The sequence below is a fragment of the Streptomyces sp. NPDC088197 genome (genome assembly GCF_044741185.1).
Lineage (GTDB): Bacteria > Actinomycetota > Actinomycetes > Streptomycetales > Streptomycetaceae > Actinacidiphila.
Window position 1 is genome coordinate 432,735 of sequence record NZ_JBIUSD010000002.1, and the last position, 24,411, is coordinate 457,145.

At 70.7% G+C, this 24,411-nt stretch carries 17 protein-coding genes; 1 reads left to right on the forward strand and 16 read right to left on the reverse strand.

Annotated elements, in window-relative coordinates; genetic code table 11:
• Window positions 1–134: 134 nt before the first annotated feature.
• The 13 genes from ACIOC1_RS06645 to ACIOC1_RS06705 form a co-directional block, all read right to left on the reverse strand.
• A complete protein-coding gene (locus ACIOC1_RS06645) occupies window positions 135–980 on the reverse strand; it encodes an alpha/beta fold hydrolase (RefSeq protein ID WP_401852379.1) in 846 nt (281 codons plus the stop codon).
• Window positions 981–1,056: 76 nt separating this feature from the next.
• Complete coding sequence (locus ACIOC1_RS06650) at window positions 1,057–1,788, reverse strand: spheroidene monooxygenase (RefSeq protein WP_355344294.1); 732 nt, start codon at window positions 1,786–1,788, stop codon at window positions 1,057–1,059.
• 39 nt (window positions 1,789–1,827) lie between these two features.
• The gene (locus tag ACIOC1_RS06655; protein ID WP_391044485.1) at window positions 1,828–3,267 is read right to left on the reverse strand and encodes an FAD-dependent oxidoreductase; all 1,440 of its coding nucleotides are present in this window, start codon (window positions 3,265–3,267) and stop codon (window positions 1,828–1,830) included.
• A 72-nt stretch (window positions 3,268–3,339) separates the two neighbouring features.
• Window positions 3,340–5,049, reverse strand: a complete 1,710-nt coding sequence (locus ACIOC1_RS06660; RefSeq protein WP_355344300.1) for a class I adenylate-forming enzyme family protein — start codon at window positions 5,047–5,049, stop codon at window positions 3,340–3,342.
• 5 nt (window positions 5,050–5,054) lie between these two features.
• A complete protein-coding gene (locus ACIOC1_RS06665; protein ID WP_391044484.1) occupies window positions 5,055–6,431 on the reverse strand; it encodes an NAD(P)-binding domain-containing protein in 1,377 nt (458 codons plus the stop codon).
• Entirely contained in the window at window positions 6,431–6,805 is a 375-nt protein-coding gene (locus tag ACIOC1_RS06670) for a hypothetical protein (protein ID WP_355344310.1), read from the reverse strand. The genes ACIOC1_RS06665 and ACIOC1_RS06670 overlap by 1 nt, the downstream gene beginning before the upstream one ends.
• Window positions 6,806–6,842: 37 nt before the next feature.
• Window positions 6,843–7,967 carry a hypothetical protein gene (locus ACIOC1_RS06675; protein WP_355344312.1) on the reverse strand — a complete coding sequence of 375 codons (1,125 nt, stop codon included), beginning with the start codon at window positions 7,965–7,967 and terminating at the stop codon, window positions 6,843–6,845.
• Window positions 7,957–9,396 carry an FAD-dependent oxidoreductase gene (locus tag ACIOC1_RS06680; protein WP_391044483.1) on the reverse strand — a complete coding sequence of 480 codons (1,440 nt, stop codon included), beginning with the start codon at window positions 9,394–9,396 and terminating at the stop codon, window positions 7,957–7,959. The genes ACIOC1_RS06675 and ACIOC1_RS06680 overlap by 11 nt, the downstream gene beginning before the upstream one ends.
• 2 nt (window positions 9,397–9,398) lie before the next feature.
• Entirely contained in the window at window positions 9,399–10,967 is a 1,569-nt protein-coding gene (locus tag ACIOC1_RS06685) for an NAD(P)/FAD-dependent oxidoreductase (RefSeq protein WP_401852383.1), read from the reverse strand.
• A 4-nt stretch (window positions 10,968–10,971) separates the two neighbouring features.
• Window positions 10,972–12,576, reverse strand: a complete 1,605-nt coding sequence (locus ACIOC1_RS06690) for an aldehyde dehydrogenase family protein (RefSeq protein ID WP_355344320.1) — start codon at window positions 12,574–12,576, stop codon at window positions 10,972–10,974.
• A complete protein-coding gene (locus tag ACIOC1_RS06695; protein WP_188281833.1) occupies window positions 12,573–13,931 on the reverse strand; it encodes a TrpB-like pyridoxal phosphate-dependent enzyme in 1,359 nt (452 codons plus the stop codon). Before ACIOC1_RS06695 ends, ACIOC1_RS06690 begins: the two co-directional genes overlap by 4 nt.
• A gap of 781 nt (window positions 13,932–14,712) precedes the next feature.
• Window positions 14,713–16,245, reverse strand: coding sequence for a DHA2 family efflux MFS transporter permease subunit (locus tag ACIOC1_RS06700; RefSeq protein WP_401852387.1), 1,533 nt, complete (start codon window positions 16,243–16,245; stop codon window positions 14,713–14,715).
• Between the two features lie 368 nt (window positions 16,246–16,613).
• A complete protein-coding gene (locus ACIOC1_RS06705; RefSeq protein WP_401852389.1) occupies window positions 16,614–18,335 on the reverse strand; it encodes a hypothetical protein in 1,722 nt (573 codons plus the stop codon).
• A 176-nt stretch (window positions 18,336–18,511) separates the two neighbouring features.
• Here ACIOC1_RS06705 and ACIOC1_RS06710 point away from each other — a divergent pair, with 176 nt between their 5' ends.
• Window positions 18,512–19,804: a DUF4032 domain-containing protein gene (locus ACIOC1_RS06710; protein WP_355344332.1), complete on the forward strand. Its 1,293-nt coding sequence runs from the start codon at window positions 18,512–18,514 to the stop codon at window positions 19,802–19,804.
• A 3-nt stretch (window positions 19,805–19,807) separates the two neighbouring features.
• On the opposite strand, the gene ACIOC1_RS06715 is transcribed toward ACIOC1_RS06710, so the two are convergent.
• The 3 genes from ACIOC1_RS06715 to ACIOC1_RS06725 all read right to left on the reverse strand — a co-directional run bounded on the left by ACIOC1_RS06715 (window position 19,808) and on the right by ACIOC1_RS06725 (window position 24,165).
• Window positions 19,808–21,310 carry an IMP dehydrogenase gene (locus ACIOC1_RS06715; RefSeq protein WP_355344335.1) on the reverse strand — a complete coding sequence of 501 codons (1,503 nt, stop codon included), beginning with the start codon at window positions 21,308–21,310 and terminating at the stop codon, window positions 19,808–19,810.
• A gap of 86 nt (window positions 21,311–21,396) precedes the next feature.
• Window positions 21,397–23,094, reverse strand: coding sequence for an aromatic amino acid ammonia-lyase (locus tag ACIOC1_RS06720; RefSeq protein WP_401852392.1), 1,698 nt, complete (start codon window positions 23,092–23,094; stop codon window positions 21,397–21,399).
• Window positions 23,095–23,193: 99 nt separating this feature from the next.
• Window positions 23,194–24,165 (reverse strand): glycine betaine ABC transporter substrate-binding protein, encoded by a 972-nt coding sequence (locus tag ACIOC1_RS06725; RefSeq protein WP_391044472.1) that lies wholly within the window; start codon window positions 24,163–24,165, stop codon window positions 23,194–23,196.
• Between the last annotated feature and the right edge of the window lie 246 nt (window positions 24,166–24,411).

Sequence of the window (24,411 nt, forward strand, 5' to 3'; positions counted from 1 at the left end):
GGCGGTTGCCATGAGGGGAGGCGGAGGCGAGAGGGAACCTTGTGGGCGGGTGTTTTCGGGCAGGGCAAGGCGTACGGGCGGCTCGGGGCGGTGCCCCGAACCGCCGGCACCGGGTCGTCACGGCATGGGGAGGATCAGCTCTTGCGGGTGAACTCCCGTACCGCGGTGGCGAATTGGGTGGGCTGGTCGAGCGGGAGGAGCGAGTAGCTGTCGGCGATCTCGACGAGGCTTCCCTGCGGCAGGATCTCGGCGAGCCGGCGGCCGTGCGCGGGCGGCATGACGCGGTCCTTCTCGGCCCACACCACCAGCGCGGGCCGGTCGAAGGAGGAGAGCCCCTCGCTCACGCCGACCAGCAGCTTCTTGTCGGCGGCGATACCGCGGAGCACCCGCACCGTGTCGCGCCGCACGTCGGCCTGGGCGAGGATCGGCTTGATCCAGTTCTTGCTGACGGCGTCGCCCCGCTTGGTGAGCCAGCCGAAGGCGATCGGCTGGCGCCGTACCAGCTTCAGCCGCATCTGCTGCATGAAAAGGCCGAAGAAGGTGGGCGACAACTTGCCGGTCATCACGACGGTCTTGCCGGTCAGCCCCGGCGGAAAGTTGTCGAATGCGTCGCAGGACGCCAGCACAATTGAGCCGACGCGCGGCGCGCCTTCGTCCACGAGCAATTGCACGACGGCGCCGCCGGTGTCATTGCCGACCAGGGTGACATTGTCCAGATCCAGCCGTTCGATGAATTCCCCGACCAGCCGGGCGAGTCCGCGCGGCGAAAGGTCGGCGTCCTCCTTGACCGGCTTGGTGTGGGCGCCCATCGGCAGCACCGGCACCACGCACCGGTGGTCCGCGCGCAGATCGGCGACCACGTCCGCCCAGAGGGTCTCGTCCATCAGGAGGCCGTGCAGCAGGACGAGCACCGGCCCGTCGCCGCCGGTGTCCTGGTAGTCGATCGTCCCGGCCGAGAGTTCGATCTGTTCCATGGTCATACGTCAAACCCGTCTGTCGGCTCGCCGTGGCGGGGTTTATTCGACGGATGCTCCGTCAGCACTCCCCGCATTGGCCTCAGTTGGTGGTCAGCGGCTTGAGCATATCGAGCGGATTGCGCCCGCTCCAATGTCCGTCGACCGCGTACGGCCTGAGCCGCACGAACAGCGTTTCGTGGTGGAAATCGCGTTCCTCGTGCTTCTTCATCGCCCTGACGTGGCCGCCGGGGTAGGAACCGACCGTGTACTGGCGCATTTCCTTGACGCTGCGCCAGAGCGAGAAGGTCGCCACCTGATTGGGCGGCCTGATCAGCGAGGTGCCCTCGAGGAAGGCGGGGTGGTGGGCGGCGTCGCGCTCGGCGTGCGAGGCGGCGGCGACGAACGGCACCACCCGGTTGAGGCGTACGCGGGCCAGGGTGAGCACCCCGATGGGGTGATCGTCCACGGGTATCTCGCGGCGCGGCAGCTCCAGCAGGCCGGGCCAGGCGCCAAGGGTGCGGACCGGCTCGAACCGGGCCCGCCAGCCGTTCTCGTACGGCTTGGCGACCGGGTGCGACAGGAAGCGGTCCAGCGCCTCGTCGTTGTCCCACGCGGCGATCATCGCGGCGCCGGTGGGCTTGACGTCGAACATCGCGCTCTGCGAGCGCAGCGGGCTCATCAGGAAGGGGCTCGCCCAGTGCAGGCCCTCGTGCGCCTCGGGCTTGGGCCCGTTGCGCAGGGCGCTCATGGCCTTGGCGGGGCCGACCTCGGCGAGGTGCAGGGACATGATCATGCCCGAGCCGATACGGGGTGTTTCCAGGTTCTCAGGCACGCTGGCAGTCGCCTTTCGTCGCGTGGGCGCTTCCGGATCTCATCGCGTGGGCTCTTCGACGGGCACGGCGGTCTTCTGGGTCACCAGCAGCCGCCCGGGGTCCTCGCCGGTCTCGCGCCCGATGATCTCGGTGGCGACGCGGCGGCCGGAGTAGATCGCCCCGGACATCGACCCGAACTCGTGGGGCACGGACTCCGCTCCGGCCCAGTGGATCCGGCCGACCGGCTGCTTGAGCGCGGGACCGTACTCGGTGTACAGACCGGGCGGGGCGTAGGCGTGGTAGCAGCCGCGGGTGTACGGCTCCGCCATCCAGTTCTGCTCCAGCAGGTCGTACGGCTTGCCCGCGCGCGGCCCGAAGAAGCGCTCCAGCTCCCGCAGGACCAGGGCGCGTCGCTCCCCCGCGGGCAGCTTGGCGACCTGCCGGGCGGGCGGCCCGGTGACGAAGCCGGTGAGGACGCCGGGCGTGCCGTCGGGCGGGCAACTGTCGACCGTGGCGCGTACCGGGCTGGAGTGGCTGATCACATGCCCGGTGAAGCCCTCGGCGCGCCAGAACGGCTCGTCGTACAGGGCCAGGTACTTGATGGCGGCGCCCATCGTCATGCGCTGGCTGACGTGGTCGCGGTGCTCGGGCAGCGGCGGGTCGTACTCGATCCGCCCGGCCAGCGGCACGGGCACGGCCATCACGACCCAGCGGCCGACCGCCTCGAATCCGGCGCCGCGCACCCGGACGTGCTCACCGGAGTGCTGGATGCTGCGGACCTCGGCGTTGAGATACGTCTCGTCGTCGACGGTCTTCGCCAGGGTCGTCGCGAGGTTGTGCGAGCCGCCGACGAAGCGGTTCTCCAGGGTGCCGCCGGTGATCTGGGTCATGGCCCTGAACCCGCCGGTGCCGTTGGAGTAGTTGAGGACGTGCAGCAGGGAGACGTCGGCCGGTGCGGCGGCCATGCCCGCCTCGATCATCAGCCGCATCAGGGCCCGGCCGCCCTTGGTGCGGACATTGCGCTGCGTCCAGGACCACATGGTCTCGCTGTCCCACTGGGTGGCGTGCGGGGCCTCCCAGGGGGCGTCCTGCGGTACTTCGCGGCGCATCCGCTCGATGCGCAGCGCCGCCTGGCCGAAGTCCAGCAGCGTGGCCGCGCTGACCTTGGGCGCCATGCCCTTCCAGGGCTGCATCTTGCCGCCGTCGTCGATCAGCCGGTAGCCGGTGTCGTAGACCTTCGCGGTCTTGATGCCGACGGACTGGGCGGCCCGGTGGCTGATCGTCCCGGCCTGGCCGTAGAACTCACAGCCCAGTTCGGCGACCTTGCCGTCCCCGAGGGGCTTGCTCAGCGACCGGCCGCCGAGGCGGGAGCGGGCTTCGAGCAGCGCCACGCTCTTCCCGGCCATCTTCAGTTCGCGCGCGGCCGTGATCCCGGCAAAACCCGCACCGACGACGATCACATCGGCTTCTATCGATGGGTACTCGCTGATGTCGTGCAATGCCCTCTCCTACAGTTCGGGTGTCGATCCGCGCTGGGTTCCGCCGTGCACCGGCCGTGACGTGGACCGTGGTTACGCGCCGTCGCGCAGCACCACGTCCTGGCTGACCGCCTCCAGACCGCCGTTGTCGCGGTTCTTGATCATCTCGGTGAGGAGGTAGCGCCGGGCCTTGACGGTCGCGGTGCGCTGGAGGTCGTCGGGCGTGACCTCCAACGGGACGCCCAGGCCGGTGATCCCGGCGGAGGCGGACTTCCAGACCTCGGGGTCGAGGGACTTCCCGTCGCGCATGCAGACCACCGGGACCGGCTTGCCCTGCTCGTCGGGGACGACCACGATCTCCTCGGCGTTGGGAATCCGCTCCAGCAGCACGTCCTCGATCCACAGGCAGCTCTCGACGCCCTCGATCCGGTCCGCGATGCGGTCCAGGATCTCGATCTGCCCGAGCCGGCCGCGCCGCCCCCAGTCGCCGGTGTCGAACCACTTGCCGTGCCGCCGCTCGGCGAACTTCTCCGGCGTGCCCACGAACGACAGCGCGCGGGCCGGGGTCTTGACCTGGATCATGCCCGGTTCCGACTGGTCGGAGCGGCGCTTGCCGGTCTCCGGGTCGGCGATCCTGGCCCGGATGCCGGGCACCTCCCAGCCGACGCTGCGGGTGTCGCGGCCCTTGAGCCGGCCGAACGAGCCACGGGTGTACGGGCGGACCGAGACCACCTGCGTCTCGGTCATGCCGTAGCACTGGAGCCAGACCGGGTACTTGCGCTTGGACGCGTCCAGCAGCGCCTGGATGGTGCGCGGGTGCATCGCGTCGAAGGAGTTGAAGTACAGCCGGATGCTGGAGAACGGCTCCGACGGATCGTCGATGATCCGCTCCCAGCCCATGAAGTTGTTGGGGTGCGACTCCAGGATCGTGGGCCGGTACTGGGGCAGCAGCCGCAGCATCGTCTCCTCGTCGGGCCTGGCGATGCCCAGCAGCGGGGTGCCGCGCGAGAAGGACGCCATCTGCGTGATGGCGGCCCGCACATGGACGTGCGAGATGGCGCTGGCGAACAGCTCGTCGGGGGTGTGGAAGCCGGGGAAGATCGACTCCATCAGGGCGTTGTAGGACACGCCCTTGGCGGACGCCTCGGCGAGCTTGGACACCCCGGTGGTGCTCGACGTGTGGGTGATCAGCATCGGCTCGTCGTCCTTGAGCGGACTCGGCGCCGGAATCCGGCCGCCCCACAGGTCCGCCACCGGTATGCCGCCGTCGATGTCGGCGATGGCGGTCATGCCCAGGTGCCGCAGCCGCTCGCCGTCCAGCCGGGCGTACTTGGCGACCTCGGGGTCGGTGACCAGGAATTTCGCCTGGAGGCGCTCCAGCAGGATGTTGATGATGTCCGGGTCCAGGCGGGCCGACAGCAGCGCGGGGATCGCGCCGATCCTGGCGGTCGCCCAGGCCAGCGCCTGGATGTCGTAGTTGGGCGACTTGACGATCGCGACCCGGTCCCAGCGCTTGACGCCCGCGGACTTCAGGACGGCGGCCATCTGGTCGACCAGGGTGGCGAATTCGACGAAGTCGAGTTCGACGCGCTGCTCGGGGTCCCAGGTGAACGGCTGGTCGAGGTAGATCGGCACCCGGCCGTGCTTCTCGGCCGCGCGCTCGGCGACCAGGCCGACGTTGAGCGGCTTGACCAGGGCGACCCGGTCGGGCTTGAACTGGGCCTTGAGCATCTTGGCCGCGTCCAGACGCCGGGCGGAGAGCGGGATCTTGGACCGTGTCCGGTCGCCAGCGATCGAAACCATACGACTCATCCCTTCCTGCGGGTTGCCGTGCCGACACCCGTGCGATCGGTGGTTGCGTACTTGCGGCGCTCGTCCGCCATGAGCCGTTCGTATTCGTTGGGGTCGACCAGCAGATGGCCGGACGAGTCGTGGAACCGCTTGTCCTGGCGGCGGCGGGCGTTCCTCAGCTCCGACCACATCTGCGCGCGCGAGGGGAGGCTGACGGTCTCGGTCAGCAGGTCGCCGACCCACTCCGACTGGAACTCGGCCAGCGGCATCAGCGACATCATCGAGTGCAGCAGGCCGATGAAGTACAGGCCCTCGGTCTCCGGCGGCACCACCTGGTGGTAGAGCGCGGGCGCGTCCTCGCCGTCGCCGACGAGCGTGTCGTCGAGGAAGGGGTAGTCGATCTTGTAGCCGGTGCAGTGGATGATCACATCGGCCTCGGTCTCGGTGCCGTCCGAGAAGCGAACGGTACGGCCGTCGACCGTGTCGATCACCGGCTTGGCGGTGATCCTGCCGTGCGCGATGGCGGGCAGCAGCTCGCTGCTGGCGACCAGCGGCCCCTGCCCGACCTTGTACGGCGGGTCGGGCAGCCCGTACGCCGACATGTGGCCGTGCACCAGCTTGATCATCAACGTCACCAGCGGGCGCCGCTGTTCGACCGAGAGCTTCTTCATCATCGGCGACAGCTTGTCGATCGGGCCGCCTTCGAGGATCTTCGGGACGACGTAGTGGCCGGTGCGCACCGACAGGTACGTGGCCTCCGCGACCCGCGACACCTCGGTGGCGATGTCGGCGGAGGTGGCGCCGAGACCGATGATCACGACCTTCTTGCCCGCGAGGTCCGCCGGACCCTCGTAGTCGTAGGAGTGCATCTCGGTGCCGGTGAACTTGCCCTCGTACGAGCCGAAGAGCGGCAGCCCGTGCCGCCCGCCGGAGGCGACCATCACCGCGCGGTACAGATGCGTCGTGCCGTCGCCGAAGGTCACCGCCCAGCCGCCGCCCGCCGCCTGCTCGACCCGGCTGACCTCGGTGTCCAGTTGGATGTGCTCGCGCAGCCCGTAGTGGTCGACGTAGGAGTCGAAGTACCGCGCCACCTGGGTGTGGTGGGGGTAGTCCGGGTAGTCGTCCGGCATCGGGAAGCTCGGGAACTGCATGACGGTCTTGGAGGTGTTGGCGAACAGCGCCGGGTACGCGCAGCTCTTGCCGCCCTGCGCGGGATACCGCCACAGGCCGCCGAGTTCCGAGCGCCGCTCGTACGCGTCGAAGGCGATGTCGCGGATCTTCAGCGAGCGGCACATCGCGATGCCCGCGGAGCCCGCGCCGATGACGCAGACCTTGTCCCTGCGGTCCTCGGGCGCGGACGCGGCATCGGCCACCGGCTCGTGCGTGGTGGTCATCAGGACTCCCCCGCGCGCTCGGTGCTCGCCAGCGCCAGCAGGCCGAGCAGGGTCGCGGTGGCCGCGGCGCCGGTGTCGACCACCGTGGACTTCTTCAGCCGGCCCTTGCGGTGGCCGAGGATTCCGGCCGCGACGTCGAGGCCGTCGCAGAGGATGCCGGCCTTGAGCAGCAGCCTGCGGGTCTCGCCCCTGCTGGCCAGGACGCCCACGATCAGGGCGATGTTACGGGCGGCGAACAGCCGGACCAGGTACTCGCCGTCGGCGTCCTCGTTGATGTGCAGCTTCTTCGCCCCGATGGCGGGCGCCAGGAACGCCGCCGCGCCGACCGTACGCAGGGTGCTGAGCAGAACAGCCGGCGTATCGCTCTTGTTCATAGTGATGCGAGTTCCTCTCGCGCCTCGGCCATCGACATCACGTCGTGGCACTGGGAGCCGGTGTCGGTGGGAATTCCTTGGCGAAGCCGGTGAGCCGGACGACGACTCCGGCCTGCCGCAACATCTCGATGTCCGTCTCGGGTTCCGCGGACTGCTCGGGGAACGAGATCCCGGCCGGCAGGTCCCGGCTCAGCACGCGCTCGGCCGCGCGGACCGCGCCCATCGCGCTGAGGTGGCCCTGGCCGCGGGTGTCGAGCAGATCGATGGAGACCGAGCGGTTCGCGCTGTGCGCGGTGACGGTGAGCCCGCAGAAGTCGCCGGTGCCCGCGCTCTGGAAGAGCGCCGCGCGCACCCCGTGCAGCGGCGGCTTGGTCAGCGCCCGCAGCGCGCCCGACCGCTTCAGCCCGATCATCGCGTACAGCGACGGCACGCTCTGGAGCGCGATGCGGGTCTCGACCGTCGGCACGCCGAGGGTGAGCGGCACGGTGGTCTGCTCCAGCGTGCTCACATACGCGGCGGGCCGCTCGTTGCCGTCGGCGCAGCGCACCAGGCGGCGGCCGGTCAGCGGGTGCGTGGGCTGCCGCCTGCCGTCGCGCATCGCGTAGTACGGCCAGGCCAGCCGTTCGGCGAAGCCCCAGGAGTCGGGGCCGACCTTGTCGTCGGACGAGGACAGCACCGCGATCTCCACCCGCTCGGCCTGGCCGAGTTCGCGGACGGCCGCGGCGGCCATCAGCGCGTTGAGCCCGGCGTACCAGGCGCCCGACAACAGCACGGGGGACGTGGGCCGTTCACGCGAGACCGCGACGGTGACGTCGAGAATCCCGGCGTGGCCCGCGCGGTTGATGTCCGCGATCGGGATGCCCCGGCGCATGGCGTCCACGATGAGGTGGTCGCCGGGGTCGCTGACCACGGCGAGGACGGCCGCGGGCCGCTCGGGCAGCGCCCCCAGCGGGCGTTCGGCGCGTACGTCGATGACGGCGGTGCTCGCGCCGATCCGCGCGGCCAGCGCCGTCGCCCGTTCGGGGTTGCGGCCCGCCAGCACGATCGGCAGGTCGGGGTGGCGCTGCCGGATCAGCCGCGCCGCGTGCTCGCCCACCACTCCGTAACCGCCCACGATGAGCAGCGGCGGCCGGGCGGCGGCGCGTCTGGGTCTACTGGCCATGGCTCACCGCGCCGCTGATCGTGGTGTCCGGCTTGCGCTCCTCGCCGCGCTCCTCCGCCGCCCGCGCGAACAGCTCGCGGGCCACCCGGCGGCCGGAGTCGACGGCGCCGCCCATCGAACCCATCTGGTGGACACCGCTCTCGGTGCCCGCCCAGTGGATCCGGCCGATCGGCTCGCGCAGCGCCTTGCCGTACGCCGTGTACAGTCCGGGCGGGCCGAAGCCGTGGTAGCAGCCGCGGGTGAACTCCTCGTCCAGCCAGTTCTGTTCGACGAATTCGCGGGGCTTGCCCGCCTTCGCGCCGAGCCCGGCGACCAGTCCGTCGAGTACGGCGGTACGCCGCTCGGATGGCGACAGGCGGGTCAGCGCGCGGGCGGCGGAGCCGGTGACGAAGGCCGACATCACGCCGGGGCTGCCGTCGGCGGGCGAGGTGTCGAAGGCGACCCGGAACGGGCCGTCGCTGCTGGTGATCTGGCCGCTGAGCCCGGCGGCGCGCCAGAACGGCTCGTCGTAGACCGCCAGGCACTTCATGGCGGCGCCCGCGGGCATCCGCTGCGCGAACTGGTCGCGGTAGCCGGGCAGCGAGGGCGCGTAGGTGATGCGTCCGGCGAGCGTGACCGGGATGGCGACGACGACCCACCGGCCGCGGTACTCGAAGCCGGGGCCCGAGACCACGACGGAGTCGGAGCGCTGCTCGATGGTGCGGACGGCGGCGCCGACGCGTACCTCGTCGGGCATCCGCGCGGCCATCTTCTTCGGGATGCTGTGCGCGCCGCCGTCGAAGCGGTAGCGCTGGATGCCGCCGCTGACCTCCAGCAGGTAGCGGAAGCCGCCGGAGGCGTTGGCGTAGTAGAGCACGTGCATCAGCGACAGGTCGGCCGGGCGGGCGCAGAAGGCGGCCTCGATCATCATGGTGATGAAGGCCCGCGCGGTGGAGGTGGTGACGTTGCGCTGCATCCACGACCAGAGGGTCTGGCTGTCCAGCTTCTCGGCGTTCGGCGCGTTCCACGGGCCGTCGGGCGGGACCGTGCGCGCCATGCGCTCGATCTTCAGGATCGCCTGGCCGAGGTCGGCGATGGCGGCCGGGCCCATCCGCCAGGGGAACAGGCCGGAGTACGCGTGGCGGCGGCCGTTGACGAAGGTGAGGCGTTCGCCCTCGTCGTAGCTGCGAAAGCCGGTCACGCCGACGGACTCGGCGGTCTCGGCGATCATCGTGCTCTTGTCGCCGAAGTACTCGCCGCCCAGGTCGACCGCCTTGCCGCCGCCCACGTCGAGGCCCTTGAGCCGTCCGCCGACGCGCTCGCGCGCTTCGAGCGTCTTGACGGTCCACCCGGCCTCTTTCAGCTCGCGGGTCGCCGTCAGTCCCGCCAGGCCCGCGCCGACGACGATGACATCGGCTTCCGCGCTGGGCTCGTCTGTCACATGCAGCACGTTCAGACCTCCGCGTTCTTCTGATCGGCGTCTTTCACTACGGAGCCGGTGGTCCCGTTGGAGCCGGTGGTCCCGTTCGCGCCGGCGGAGCCGTTGGAGCCGTTCTGCGGGGCCGGGGCCGGGAGCGGGTCGGCGGCGGCGGACGGGACGGGCCGTACGCGTACCGGCGGGGCCGCGGTGACGTCGGAGGACACCAACTGCGGGTGGCGGTTGATCCACCGGCGGCGCGGCTCGCGGGCCAGCAGCTTGACGGTCTCCCGCACCAGCGGCAGCCGCTTGTGCTTGCCGGACAGCATCATCCGTCCGGTGATCACGGCCATGTCGGTCAGCGGGAAGACCTCGTAGTACTTCGAGCGGTGGTGGTAGAGGTCGAGGAAGCGGCCGATCTCGCCGCGCTCGGCCATGCCCTTGAGCGCCTCGGGGACGGCGGCGGGCAGCGCGCCCGCCTCGCCGAGGATGTTCGCGAGCCAGTAGTGGCCCTCGAAGCGGCGGTCGCGCCACTGCGTCCACAGCCGCAGCGTCTCGTCCTGGCCGAGCGCCGACACACCGGGGCCCGAGCGGCCGAGGGCGGCGACGATGGCGGGCGCGAGGCGCTCCACCTGGCGGAAGGCGTCGCCGATGCCGCGGCCGGCGGAGGGGTCCTTGAAGTGGCCCGCGTCGCCGACCAGCACCCAGCCGGGTCCGGAGGACTGCCGGAAGTAGCCCTCGAATTTGACGATCCCGGAGATCTTGGTGGCGATCTTCGCGTCGGCCAGCGCCTCCGCGGTCGGTTCGCAGGACCGCATGTGGGCCAGCAGGCCCGCTTCGGTGTTGCGGCGGAAGTACTCGCGTTCGTGTCCCTCGGGAGAGACGCCGACCAGGTACAGGCCGTTGTCCGCGGGGCCCGCCCACACCATCCGGTCGCCCCAGCGGTGGAAGACGAAGGTGTCGTCGGAGGACGGGTGGGCGCCCTCGAAGAAGGTGAAGTAGTAGGAGCGTTCGTTGGGTACAACGTTGTATTTGCGCGAGCCGACCATGTACGCGACCGTCGAGTTGCGGCCGTCCGCGCCCACGACGAGCGGCGCGCGCAGCACCGTCTCCTTGCCGTCGTGCTGGGCGCGCACACCGGCCACCCGGCCGCGCTCCCAGATCATCTCGACGACCTTGGTGCCCATCCTGACGTCGGCACCGGCCTCGACCGCGGCCTCGTGGAGGATCGAGTCGAGCAGGTGCCGACGCAGGAAGGTCGCGCCGCCCACGTCGTCGAAACGCAGCGGGAACTGCGAGACGACGTGGAAGTCGTTGAGCTTGGTGTCGGCGCGGCGCATGAAACGCACACCGGTCTTCTCGACGGAGTCGAGCACACCGAGGCGTTTGAGGAACAGGAGTCCGTCGGCCTCCATGAGGTGCGAGGAGAGCACCTCACGGGGGAACGTCGCCTGCTCGACCACGACGACCTTCAGGCCCGCGCGCGAGAGCAGCGTGGCGAGCGGCGACCCGGCACAGCGGGCGCCCACGATGATGACGTCGAAGTGCTCGGCGTCCGTACGGTTTCGCCGGATTTCGCTCCCGGCCAGGCCCTTGGTCGTCATGGTCTTAGCTCCGCGCCCTTTCGCCGGCCGGGACGATCTGCGAGTCCAGCGGACGCGGATCACCGTCACCCCACGAAATGCCCTGGAGGTGCGTGGTGCGCAGTCCCGCGTAGTTCAGCTCTCCGTACGGTCCGCCGGTGAGGCCGTTGCCACCGTGGGTGGAGAGGATGGAGTTGAACCCGATGTGCGAGTCGTTGACCTTCAGCAGGCCGCCGTTGGTCACGCCGTCGGCGAACCGGTGAGCGGTCTGCTCGTCGCCGGTCCACACCGAGTTGCGCAGCCCGTACTTGTTGGCGTTGAGGAAGTCGATGATGTCTTCCAGCAGCGCGTCGTCGTCCGTGGTCGCCTCGGGCACCACGACCGGCAGCAGCGGGAAGAAGGTCTCCTCGCGTACGCAGGACAGGTCCCGCGACTCGGTGAGTCCGTCGACCCTGACCACCGTCGGCAGGCAGAACATCCCGGTGCTCGATGTCTCGCCGTCGACGTCCACGCGCGTGCCGCCGCAGAGCACGGACGCGCCCTTGGTCTCGGCCTCGGACAGGAAGTCGAAGAAGCCGTCGACCTTCAGTACCGGGCTGAGCAGGATCTCCGGGTTCTCCGGGTAGCCGGGCACGATGGCCTTGGCGCGCTCCACGAACACCTCGAGGAAGCGGTCGGCGACCTCGGGGTGCACGATCGCGTACTTCGGCACCATGCAGATCTGGCTGGAGCCGTAGAACGACTCCTCCAGGGCCCGCGCGGCGGCTTCGAGATCCGCGTCCTTCCAGACCACGAAGCCGTCGTTGCCCGCGAGTTCCAGGATCGCCTTCTTGCCGTTGCGCAGACAGTCCTCGCCGAGCTTGAGGCCCGCGGCGCTGTCGCCGAAGAACAGGATGTCGTCCACCAGCGGGCTGGCGAGCCAGGTCCGCAGCACGGCCTCGGTGTGACCGCAGATCACATTGAGCGTCCCCGGAGGGGCGCCGTGCTTCTCCAGGATCGGCGCGAGGATGTCGCGGTAGACGAACATCACGCTCAGCGGCGTGGTGCGCGGCGCCTTCACCACCAGCGTGTTGCCCGCCAGGAGGGCGAGCACGCCCAGCGTGGAGTTCGAACCCGCCGCGTTCTGCGGGGGGTTGACGCACACCACGCCGTCGGGCTTGCGCACCAGTTCCAGCGTGCGGCCCTGCGGCGCGAACTCCTGGTGGAGCTGGCTCTCGTACCAGCGGACCGTCGGCTCGTCGCAGCAGCGCAGCATGCCGCTGACTTCCCACTGGGCGAGCCGGCGCGGGTGCCCCTCGGCGATCAGGATGTCGATGAGTTCCTCTGACCGTTCGGCCAGCGTCTCGTTGAACTCCAGGACGATCTGGCTGCGGGTCTCCTGCGGGAGGAGCCGGAAGGTCCGGCTCGCCCTGCGGGCCGCTTCCAGCGCCCGGTCGTTGTCCTCGGGGGCGCCCACCGCGCACCGGGCCACCACGGCCTCGGTCGACTCCACGGGCCGCCCGAGTTCCAGCGCCCGCTTGAGGTTGAACGTCGGGCGGTTCTCCTTCAGGTACGCCGAGGCGCGCAGGACGTACGTCCATCGAGCACCCTCGACGTCCTTGCCGTCGATGTACTGAGGGTAGGACCTCATGCCTGGAGGCCCTCCATGCTGGGGGCGACGAAGTCTTCCTTCTCGACGTCGCGCAGCAGGCCCTCGTTGTACCGGCCGTACGCGCCCAGGTCCAGCAGGCCGTGGCCGCTGTAGTTGAACACGATGGTGGCCTCGCGCCCGGTCCGCTTGCACTCCAGGGCCTTGTCGATGACGGCCCGGATGGCGTGCGAGGTCTCGGGGGCCGGGAGGTAGCCCTGGAGCTTCGCGAACGTGGTGCCCGCGTCGAAGACGGACACCTGCCCGTACGCCTCGGCGTCGAGCAGCCCCTCGTGCCGCATGAGACCCACGATCGGGGCGCAACCGTGGTAGCGCAGGCCGCCCGCGTGGATGGGCGGCGGCACGAACTCGTGGCCGAGGGTGTAGGTGTGCACACCGGGGCCGCGGCCGTTGGAGTCGGCGAAGTCCAGCCGGTACTCGCCGTAGGTCAGCGGCGCGCACGCCTCCGGCTCGGCGGCCAGGATGGTGATGTCGGCGCCGTTGAGCTTGTCCTCGACGAAGGGCGAGGCGAAGCCGCTGAGGTTGGACCCGCAACCGACCGAGGCGATCAGGTAGTCGGGGGTCCGGCCGATCATCCTGAGCTGTTCCTTCAGCTCCAGGCCGATCACCGAGTGGTGCAGCAGGCAGTGGTTGGAGAAGGCGCCGACCGCGAAGCGGGTGCCCTCGTCGGCGTCGACGCACTCCAGCGCCTCGCTGACCGCGGTGGCCTCGCTGCCGGGGTGGTCGGGGTACTCCGCGAGGAGCTTGCGGCCGTAGTCCGTGGTGTCGCCGGGGCTCGGCCGCACCTCGGCGCCGTAGGTCTCCATCAGATTCCGGCGGTACGGCTTGGTGTGGTAGCTCGCCCGCACCATGAAGACCGTGAGGTCGAGGCCGAAGATCTGGCAGGCGATGGCCAGGGCGCTGCCCCACTGGCCGGCGCCGGTGTCGGTGACCAGCCGGGTGTGGCCGTCGCGCTTGGCGTAGTACGCCTGGGCGAGGGCGGAGTTGAGCTTGTGGCTGCCGCTGGGCGAGGTGGCCTCGTACTTGAACCAGATCTGGGCCGGAGTGCCCAGTTCCCGCTCCAGCGCGACGGCGCGGATCAGCGGGGTCGGCCGCCAGAGCTTGTACGCCTCGCGTACCGGCTCGGGGATCGTGATCCAGCGCTCCAGCGAGGTCTCCTGCGCGGCCATCGACTTGACGAACAGCCGCTCCAGCCACTCCCGCGTGACCTTCTTGCCGGTGGAGTTGTCGATGTACTCCTCGGGCAAGCGGGGCAGATCCGGGATGACGTTGTACCAACGGGTGGGAATCTTATCGACCGGAAGATCGACACGGTCGATTAAGCCGAGCGGCTTCATACCTTGCGTCCCCTTAAGAGCGTGGTTGCTGACGAAATGCAGTGACACTCGTACGGACCTGCGCATGCCTGACCGGGCCGGCACCCTCGTGGGGAATTGATTTCCGGCATGACAAAGTCAGGCATTGGGCTTTTGGGTGCGAAAAATCTCGGCGAGAGGAACGGTGAAGCGCGGTGGAGTCGTGCCTCGGCACAACGATTACTCAGTGCCTCGGCGGCGCGTCAGGCTCCAGCCGAAGTCACGAGTTGTGCGAGATCACGGATTGCTGTTCCCGTGGATTCGTGCCCGAAGGCACGGAGGGACGGGATGTCCGGACGTCACCGGCCGTACGGCCTGGTGGTGCGGGGTCGATCAACCGTGCATGAGAGGCCGACCAGGTGTCGGACCTCGAATATTCTCGTGCCAGCACTCGCATACCCCCGTATCAGTACTGGAATTGTTTGACAGCCTAGCGTCCGGCAGTTCCGATGGCAATACCATACTGGAACGCGTCCCGATGACCGGAACTCATCCCGGTGACCAGCGCATTTTCCCTGCGGGAGACACAATGGGCTGGTCACCGGGACGCCGTCGCATTACTGACCAGATCGGTCAAAGTGAATTCCTGTGAAGCCCGGCGACAACGACAGTGGCGGCGGGCCGCTTCCGCGGGCCCGCCGCCACTGTCACGCTCGCCGTGCGGACGCCTGTCGTACGGCGCCGCGGGCGGTTCTCCTGAGCCGGGTCAGTGCCGCCCGGCGCGGTCCTCCTGAGCCGGGTCAGTGCCGCCCGGCGGGTTCCGTCAGCGCTGTCCGGCCGGCGCCGTCTCGCGGACGGACTCCTCGCCCTCTTCGGGCAGCTCGGGCAGGATGCCGGTCAACGCGCTCTCGTGCAGGTCCTTGTGGCGCAGCGTCAGCGCGGCGATCACCGCGGCGACGAAGGCGAACACGGCGCACAGGGTCATGGCGTCGTGGAAGCCGGTGGTGAACGCGTCGCGCCCGGCGGCCAGCACCTTGTCGGCCAGGCCGGGGCCCGCCGAGTGCGCGGCCTCGTCGATGCTGCCCGCGCTGATCCCGTTGGCGATCTTGTCGCTCTGGGTGCTGGTGAGCGTGGCCGCGGCGTCGGACGCCTTGAAGGCGCTGGTGACGTGGTTCTCGAAGAACGCGCCCGCGACCGCGATGCCCAGAGCCGTTCCCACCTGCTGGAACGTCTCGCTGATACCGGAGGCGACACCGGCCTTGGCCGGCTCCGCGACACCGATGGCGAGCGCCGCGCGGGTCGGGTTGAACAGGCCGAAGGCCAGGCCGATGACCACCAGGGCGGGGATGAGCGAGGTCCAACTGTCGCCCGCGCCGCTGAGGTGGATGAGCAACAGGCCGATGCCCAGGGCGAATTGGGAGGTGGCCATGATGACCCGGAAGGGCACCTTGCCGGTGAGCCCGCCGGCCAGCGCGCCGAAGAAGAACATCGCCAGCGTCAGCGGCAGGAAGCGCAGGCCGGCGGACCAGGCGGAAGCGCCCTCGACGCTCTGCAAATACGTCGTGACCAGGAAGATCGGCGGCAGACCCGCGGCGTTGGCCAGGAAGGTCGTCGCGGACAGGCCGAGGAAGGTGCGGTTGCGGAAGAGCTGGGTGTCGAACATCGCCTGCTCGCCGCGGGAGCGCGCGACCGCGAGGAAGACCGCCAGGCACACCGCGGCCACCGCGTACAGCGCGATGTTGCTGCCGGAGAACCAGCCGTCGGTGTTGCCGCGGATGATGGCCAGCACCAGGGCGGCCAGCGAGAGCGTGAAGGAGACCATGCCGACGAAGTCGGGGGCGGCGGCGCTGGGCAGCCGCGATTCACGGACCTGGCGCATCGCGATCAGGACGGTGATCAGGCCGACCGGCACATTCAGATAGAAGATCCAGCGCCAGCCGGGGCCATTGGTCAGCGCGCCGCCGATCAGCGGTCCCGTGGCGACGGCGAGACCCACCGCGGCGCCGAACGCGCTGAACGCGGTGGCGCGTTCCTTGCCGCGGAACTCATGACCGAGCAGAGCGGGGCCCACGGCGAACATGATGGCCGCGCCGACACCCTGGACTCCGCGGCTGACATTCAATACCCCGATATCCCCGGCCAGTCCGCAGGCGAGGGAAGCCGCGGTGAAGATGATCAGGCCGATCAGGAAGAGCCGCTTGCGGCCGGTCCTGTCCGCCACCGATCCGGCGGTCACGAGGAAAGCCGCGAGCGTCAGCGCATACGCGTCGAACACCCACTGCATACCGCTGAAGCTGGCGTGCAGTGAATCATGAATGCCGGGCAGGGCGACCGAGACCACACTCAGGTCCAGCATCAGCATGAATGTGCCGACGGATACCACTGCCAGGGTCCACCACCTTAAAGCAGCGGGGGGGTGGGGCGTTTCGGTCATGCCGACTCCAGAGTGTGGAAAGTCGCCGTATCCGGCGAATCTGGCTGCTGACTATGGATGGTGACCATGCCGTGGTGGAAGCACCGCTGCCGAGGCGCCCCGCGTCGGCGGACAGGCCGATCCAGGGTGCTGGCCGATGATCGCGGTCGGTGCCGGTGCCGTCAATTGCCCCATGGGGCATGGTTGAGCATGTGTACAACGTATACCCTACACATGCCCGCGCGCACCCGCACGAAGATGTCCGTCGGCTGTCGGCATATGCGCGCGGGTTCGCAAAGACAGCGTCTTTTTTATCCGCAACTCCTTTTAGCGCGACTGTATATGCTGTATAGGCGGTAGTCGCCGGCGGACGGCGCGGTGATCCGCGTCCAGCGGCCCGCGCGGCTCACGCATCCGCCGGTCACCCGGAACCAGGGCGACCAGGCGACGCGGACGACGGTGCTCCCGGCCTTCGGCAGCCGGACCGTCACGTCGGCCTCACCCGCCCGCAGCACGCGCGCGGGCGCCGAGGCCAGCGGCACCGGGCGCTCCACCGCGAAGACCGTCCAGTACGGGTCCCGCCAGACCGGCCGCAGCCAGTCGGGGCGGGCGGCGGGCGCGAGCAGCGCGGCCTCCGCCGCGCCGGGACCGCCCACGTCGCCGTGGGGCAGCACGACATACGCCACCGCCCAGTCGTCGAGCCAGCGGCGGTAGGCGGCGGCCGGAAGCGTCCCGTCCGGCAGCGTCCCGCCGTAGAACAACGGGTCCCTCTTCACGTCGAGTTGGCGGTTCCAGCCGCGGGCGATCTGGGCGACGTCGGCGAAGAGCGTCGACTCGCGGTGATCGCGGGCCGGAACGACCTCGATACGGTGCCGCTCGGCGCGCAGTCCGCGCAGCGCGCGGGTCACCCCCTCGGTGTGCGAGGCCCAGTCGGGGACGGCGGTGGACATGCGCAGTTCCCTGCCGGTCTTGGCGGCCAGCGCGTAGCCGTTGTGACCGAGCGCGCCGGTCAGCACGACGACGAGGACCGCGCCGAGCACGGGGGCGCGGGCGGCCGTACGGGTCGGGCCCCGGTCCAGGCGCACGTACGAGCCGCCGCGCGGGCGTCGGGCCACGCGTTCCATCAGCGCGGCGGCCAGCAGCGGCAGTCCGGCGATCCCGGCCAGCCGCTCGACGTTGGTGCCGACGGGCGAGGCCACGCAGGCGGTGAGCGCCGTGCCGAGCGCGTACGCGACCGCGCCCGCCCGGACCGTGCGCCAGGACCGCGGCGCGGCCAGGGCCAGCGCCAGGGAGGTCACCAGCGGGCAGACCGCCGCGTCGGCGCTCATCAACTGCTCGCCCTGGAAGGGGAAGAGCACGTACACCGCGCCCAGCACCAGCACCGGCGGCGCCGCCAGGGCGAGCGCGGCGGCGCGGCGGCCCGCCGCCAGCAGGCCCGCGCCCGCGACCCACAGGAAGAGGGCGGCGACCGGGCTGGACATCGCCGTGAGCGCCGCGAGGACCGCGGTGCCCGCCCAGCGGTCCGGCGCCCGTCGCACCCGGCACAGCGCCAGCAGCCCGAAGGCCGCGCCGACCGCGAAGGTCGTACGCCCCGAGGCCACGTCGCACCACTGGCACACGGCGCCCAGCAGCGCCGGGACCATCGGCCGCCGCACGCCGGAGCGGACGAAGAGCACGGCCATCGCCCACGTCGCCGCCAGACCGGCCGCGACCGAGACGGCCCGGACCCCGGCGTACGCCATCAGCGGCGGGGTGAGCACGCTGTAGTCCATCGTGTGCATGCCGCCGTACCAGGCGAGGTTGTACGGCGTGCCCGGATGCCGCCCCGCGAAACCGGCCCACGCGACCTGGGCCGCGAGGTCGCCGCCGCCCGTGGCCAGCAGCCACGCCCAGAGCGCGTACAGCGGCGCCGCGCAGGCGACCGCCACCGCCGGGACCGGCCAGCGCCTGCGTCGTGGGGCCGGCCGTATCTGCCCTGTCCGCTGCGTGGGCCGCGGCAGCACCGCGGGCTGAACGACCGACACGTCACTCATAGCGGACGCCTTCCCCGGAAGCGGCGGGGACAGCGGGTCGGCCGGGAAAGACCATACTCGGTATGCATACTGAGTATGTATACCGAGTATGGCCCGGTGGGCGCCACCGCCTCCCCGGCGAGGCATGGCAGCATCGGGGACGGCCGGACCGGACAAGGAAGCGAGAGGCGCACAGCATGCCGTTGCAGATCACCGCCACCGACGCGGAGCACCCGTCGGCGCTGCTCGACCTGGAGTGGAACCTGCCGCTGGAGGAGTGGCCGGACACCTCACTGGTCGCGCTGCCGCGCGGCATCTCCCGGCACGTCGTGCGCTTCGCGCGGGCCGGGGACGAGGTCGTGGCGATCAAGGAGGTCAGCGAGTGGGCGGCCGTGCGCGAGTACGGGCTGCTGCGCGACCTCGACCGGCTCGCGATACCGGCCGTGGACCCGATCGCGGTGGTGACCGGCCGGGCCGCCGCCGACGGCACCCCGCTGGAGCCCGCGCTCATCACCCGGCACCTGAACGGCTCGCTGCCGTACCGCTCGATGTTCGAGACGACGATGCGCCCCGACACCGTCAACCGCCTGCTGGACGCGCTCGCCGTCCTCCTCGTACGGCTCCACCTGGTCGGTTTCGCCTGGGGCGACTGTTCGCTGTCCAACACGCTCTTCCGCCGTGACGCGGGCGCGTACGCCGCCTACCTGGTGGACGCCGAGACGGGGCAGATCCAGCCCGAACTCACGCGCGGGCAGCGGGAGTACGACATCGAGCTGGCCCGGGTGAACATCGCGGGCGAGCTGATGGACCTCGAAGCGGGCGGCTCCCTGCACCCCTCGGTCGACCCGGTCCCGTTCGGCGAGGCGATCGTCCGCCGCTACGCCGACCTGTGGCACGAGCTGACCCGCGAGTCCGTCTACCCGGCCAGCAAGCGGCACTACATCGACCGCAGAATCCGCCGCCTGAACGACCTCGGCTTCGACGTCGCCGAGATGCAGATCGAGCGCTCACCCGGGGGCGACACCGTGACCTTCCTGCCCAAGGTCGTCGACGCGGGCCACCACCAGCGCCAACTCCTGCGCCTGACCGGCCTCGACACCGAGGAGAACCAGGCCCGCAGCCTCCTCAACGACCTGGAGTCCTGGATGGCCACCCAGGACGACCACGCCCCCGCCGACGGCCTGCCCGCCGCCCGCCCCGAAGTCCTCGCCCACCGCTGGCTGCGCGACGTCTTCCGCCCCGCCGTCCGCTCCGTCCCCCAGGACCTGCGCGCCCGCGTCGACCCGGCGCAGGTCTACCACGAACTCCTCGAACACCGCTGGTACCTCTCCGAGCGCGCCCAGCGCGACGTGGGCCTCGACGCCACGGTCGAGAGCTACACCACCGAAGTCCTCCCCCACCTCCCCGACCCGGCGGCGGTCCTGACGCCCGTCGAGGCGGCGGAAGCCGAGGAACCGGCCGAGCCGGTGTCGCCCGCAGCGGGCGACTGACCGTCAGGCGCGGTCGAAGGAGTCGGTGGGGTCGCGGAGGGCGACCGTGGCGTGGCTTTCCTGGAAGCTCTGTTCGGAGACGACGGTGAGGCGGGCGGTGGCCTGGAAGTCGCGGACGGTCAGGGCGCCGCAGGAGACCATGGTGGCCTTCATCTTGGCGACGGTGACGGCGAGACCTTCGCTGAGGTCGCCCGCGTAGGGGACGTAACCGTCCACGCCCTCTTCGAAGACCAGGCCCTGGCCGCCCTGTTCGTAGCGCTGCCAGTTGCGGGCGCGGCTGGAGCCCTCGCCCCAGTACTCCTTGACGAAGCCGTCGCGGGTGGGGAGCTTGGCGCCGGGCGCCTGGTCGAAGCGGGCGAAGTAGCGGCCCATCATGACGAAGTCGGCGCCCATCGCGAGGGCCAGGGACATGTGGTAGTCGTGCACCAGGCCGCCGTCGGAGCAGATCGGCACGTACTGGCCGGTCCGCTCGGCGAAGGCGTCGCGGGCCGCGGCGACGTCGAGGACGGCGCTGGCCTGGCCGCGGCCGATGCCCTTCTGGTCGCGGGTGATGCAGATGGAACCGCCGCCGACGCCGACCTTGACGAAGTCGGCGCCCGCCTCGGCGAGGAAGCGGAAGCCCTCGCCGTCCACGACGTTGCCGCCGCCGACCGGGATCCGCGGGAAGTGCTCCTTCGACCACGCGATCGCCTGGGCCTGCCAGTCGCTGAAGCCGTCGGAGGAGTCGAAGCAGAGCACGTCGGCCCCGGCCTCGGCCAGTCGCGGGACGCGCTCGCGGTAGTCGTGCGTGTTGACGCCCGCGCCGACCCGCAACCTCTTGTCCTGGTCGACCAGTTGGTGGGGGAAGCGCTTGTTGTCCGAGTAGTCGGAGCGGAAGACCAGGTAGCGCAGGAAACCCTCGGCGTCGACCACCGGCAGGCAGTCCAGACGCTCGTCCCACAGCCGGGAGTTGGCCTGCGACAAGGTGATGTCGTCGGTCGCGCAGGCGAGGACGTCGACCGGGACCATCCGGCTGGAGACCGGCTCGTCGGACCGGTGGCGCTGCGGGTGGAAGTCGCGGGAGGTCACCAGGCCCAGCAGCCGCCCGGTGCCGGTGCCGTCGTGGGTGACGGCGGCCGTGCTGTGACCGGTGGTCCGCATCAGCTCCCGCAGGCGGCCCAGCGGGTCCTGCGGCCGTACGTTGGTGTCGCTGACCACGAATCCGGCCTTGAAGTTCTTCACCGCGCGGACGTCCGCGACCTGGTCGGCCACCGGCCGGTTGTGGTGCAGGAAGCTCAGGCCGCCGTCGCGCGCGAGCGCGATGGCCAGCTCAGGAGAGCTCACCGACTGCATGATCGCGGATGTGAACGGGGTCCGCAGCTCGATCGGCGACGGCTCGTCCCGCGCGTGCCGGACCAGGGGCGTCCGCAGGTCCACCGCCTCCGGCGAACAGTCCGTCCGCGTCCGGTTGGGCAGCAGCAGGAACTCGTTGAAGGTGCGCGAGACCCCTTCGATGATCTGAGCCATGCACCCGGACTCTACAGGTGCCGCCCGTCCGCCGCGCGGCGCCCTGCCGCAGGTCAGTCGCCTTCCGCGGGTCCCGGCGGCGGATGTCAGAGCGCCGCCAGCTCCGGCAGCAGGTCCACCGCGAGCGACACGTCGGGGGTCAGCGCCCGGTCCTCGGTGGCCGTCGGCAGCGCGGAGTCCAGGACGGCGAAGACCGGCGCGTGCGTACCGGCGCCCGCCGACAGCACGGGAAGCGCCGGGTGCAGCCGCAACGCCCGTACGGCGGCGACGAGTTCGCAGGCGAGCACGAGCCGGTAGGCGTCCACGGCGCGCAGCGCCTGCCGGGTGGCCTGGGAGGCGAAGCTCGCGGCCTCCTCGACGCCGCGCGAGAGCACCGCGTGCCCGGCCGAGGCCGGTACGGCGCTGGCGCGTATCTCCGCGAGGGCGGAATTGGCGCTGTACTCCAGGATCATCATGCCCGAGCTGGCCGCCGAGCCCCCGGCGAGGTAGGAGCGCAGGCCGGTGATCTCGGGGTCGCCGAAGGCGGTCAGCCGCGCGGCGGACAGCTGCGCGGTCTGGAGTACGGCGAGGCAGAGGTGGTCGAGCGCGAGCCCGACGGGCGTGGCCATGAAACCGCCGTGGTGGTACGCGACCGGCCCGCCGTCCGGTCCCTCCTCGCCGATCAGCGGGTTCTCCGAGGGGCAGTTGACCTCGACGTCCAGAATCCGGCGCAGTGCCCAGGCCGCCTCCAGCGCGGGGCCGTGCACCTGCGGGAAGGCCCGGAAGCCGTACGGGTCCTGGATGCGGCGGCCGGTGGCGCGCGGCCGGTCGGGGACGCCGAGCAGTCTGCGGACCTCGGCCCCGGCGTGCAGCGCGCCCGGATAGGGGCGGATGGCGAGGGCGGGCGCCGCGTACGCCTCGAGCGAGCCGGAGACGGCGGCGAGCGAGAGGGCCGTCACGGCGTGCGAGGCGCGCAGCAGGATGTCCAGGTCGTGGCAGACCAGCGCGGCCTGCCCGAGGGTGAAGGCGCTGCTGCTCATCAGCGCGAGCGCGTCGCCCTGCTGGAGGGTGACGCGGCCGGGGAAGGGCGCGGGCACCGCGGCCGGGTCGAGCGCGACGGCCGGGTCCAACCCACCTGCGGACGGCGGCACTTCACCGTCGGGCGGCGGACCGGACGACGGCGAAGGCGACTGCGAAGGTGCCCGCGAGGGCGACGGCGTGGACTGCGGCGAGAACGACGGCGACGGCGAGGACTGCGGCGACGGCGACGGCCACGGCCCCTCGCGGAAGGCGTCCGCGGGATCCGGCTGCCGCCCCAAGTCCTCGTGCAGCCACGGCCGTTCGCCGATCAGCGCGAGACCGGTCTCGGCGAGCGCCGTCAGATCCCCGGTGCCGACGGCCCCGTACTCGCTGACCGCCGGGTGCACACCGAGCCGCAGCGCCTCCACCAGGGCCTGCACGACGGCCGGTTGGAGCGCGGAGCCGCCCGCCAGCGCCTGGTTGGCGCGGACGGCGAGCGCGGCACGCACCTGGCGGGCCGGGAGCAGCGCCCCGACCCCGCCCGCGTGGCTGCGCAGCAGCCGCAGGTCCTGTCCCGCCTGGTCCTCGTCGCTGACCGGCACGAGCCGGTTCGCGCCGACGCCGGTGTGCCGCCCGTACATCCGGCCCGCGGCGGCGGCCTGCCGCGCGGCCCGCCAGGAGCGGTCCGCGCGGGCCAGCGCCTCGGGCGGCACGGTGGGTACGGCCGTCCGGTCCGCGATCCGCGTCACGGCGTCGGCGTCCAGGCCGGCGCCGTCGAGCACCACGAAGGCCCCCTCCTCGGCGGAGGGTGCCGTCGTGCGGTGCGTCGGCGTCTCGGAATCAGAGGCTGTACCCACTGCGCTGTATCGGTCCCGCTGCCGCGGTCAGCCGAGGCCGACGGAGGTCAGCCAGGTCTTGGCGACCTCCAGCGGGTCCTTGTTGTCGCTCTGCACCTGGGTGTCCAGGCTGAGCAGGGCCGCCGTGTCGAGCTTCGCCGACACCGCGTTGAGCGCGGCGACGCCCTCCTTGGACAGACCGCTCTTGTAGACCAGCGGGATCACGTTCTCGAAGCCGAAGAGGTTCTCCGGGTCCTGGAGGACGACGAACTTCTCCTTCTCGATGGTCGGGTCCGTGGTGAAGACGTCGGCGGCCTGCACATTGTTGTTCTTCAGCGCCGCCGCGGTCAGCGGACCGCCCGCGTCGAGCGCCTTGAACGACTTCGGCGTGAGGTTGTAGACCGACTTCAGGCCGACCAGGCCCTGCTGCCGGGTCTGGAACTCGGGCGAGGCGCCGATGGTGATCTCGGAGCCGTACTTCGCCAGGTCCGCGATGGTGGACTTCTCGGTCAGCTTGTACTTCGCCGCGGTGGCCGCGTTGACCGTCAGGGAGTCCTTGTCCTCGGCCGGTGCCATGTCGAGCAGCGTCAGCTTCGGGTCGAGCTTGGCGAGTGCCGCCTCGTTGGTGGCCTGGGCCGTCTTGGGCGTGGCCTTGGCGTCCAGGTATGCCAGAAGTGCGCCGTTGAACTCCGGCAGTACGGTCAGCGAACCGTTCTTCAGCAGGCCGTAGGTGGTCTCCCGGCTGCCGATGTTCGGCTTGTAGCTGACCTTGATCCCCTTGGCCTTCAGGGCCTCGCCGTAGATGTCGGCGATGAGGATGCTCTCGGGGAAGTTGTTGGAGCCGACGACCACGGTGTCGCCGCTCGCCTTCGACCCGGCCAGCGGGTCCTTGGCCTTGTCGGAGCCGGAGTCACCACAACCCGCGAGCAGGGGCGCCGCGACGGCGGCGACGACGGCGACCGCCGCGAGGCGGCGTATGTGGCTCGGGCTGGACCAGGTGCTCTTCACGTGAGAGGTCACGATTTCCGCTTCCGGGCTCGGGGAGTTTCGGTCTCTGATCGGGCGTACTCGTGGCGTAGGCGCACCCACACACGCGGACGTACGTCGAGTACGCAGACACGTGCGGTTGCGAGTGCTACCCAGCGATCCAATCCAGCCGCTTCTGCGTCAGTCAAGAGCAGCCTGATCACCGATCGGCATCGATGTCTGAACACCGGTGGATTGGTCGGTGATTCCCGTTCCGTACGGTCGTGTCCGTAACAAATT

Coding starts and splice junctions, on each gene's coding strand:
- ACIOC1_RS06715 (WP_355344335.1), bottom strand. CDS start 21,310: ATGGCTCAGATCATCGAAGGGGTCTCGCGCACCTTCAACGAGTTCCTG.
- ACIOC1_RS06685 (WP_401852383.1), bottom strand. CDS start 10,967: ATGACGACCAAGGGCCTGGCCGGGAGCGAAATCCGGCGAAACCGTACG.
- ACIOC1_RS06675 (WP_355344312.1), bottom strand. CDS start 7,967: ATGGCCAGTAGACCCAGACGCGCCGCCGCCCGGCCGCCGCTGCTCATC.
- ACIOC1_RS06660 (WP_355344300.1), bottom strand. CDS start 5,049: ATGGTTTCGATCGCTGGCGACCGGACACGGTCCAAGATCCCGCTCTCC.
- ACIOC1_RS06670 (WP_355344310.1), bottom strand. CDS start 6,805: ATGAACAAGAGCGATACGCCGGCTGTTCTGCTCAGCACCCTGCGTACG.
- ACIOC1_RS06645 (WP_401852379.1), bottom strand. CDS start 980: ATGACCATGGAACAGATCGAACTCTCGGCCGGGACGATCGACTACCAG.
- ACIOC1_RS06705 (WP_401852389.1), bottom strand. CDS start 18,335: ATGAGTGACGTGTCGGTCGTTCAGCCCGCGGTGCTGCCGCGGCCCACG.
- ACIOC1_RS06690 (WP_355344320.1), bottom strand. CDS start 12,576: ATGAGGTCCTACCCTCAGTACATCGACGGCAAGGACGTCGAGGGTGCT.
- ACIOC1_RS06695 (WP_188281833.1), bottom strand. CDS start 13,931: ATGAAGCCGCTCGGCTTAATCGACCGTGTCGATCTTCCGGTCGATAAG.
- ACIOC1_RS06710 (WP_355344332.1), top strand. CDS start 18,512: ATGCCGTTGCAGATCACCGCCACCGACGCGGAGCACCCGTCGGCGCTG.
- ACIOC1_RS06700 (WP_401852387.1), bottom strand. CDS start 16,245: ATGCTGGACCTGAGTGTGGTCTCGGTCGCCCTGCCCGGCATTCATGAT.
- ACIOC1_RS06665 (WP_391044484.1), bottom strand. CDS start 6,431: ATGACCACCACGCACGAGCCGGTGGCCGATGCCGCGTCCGCGCCCGAG.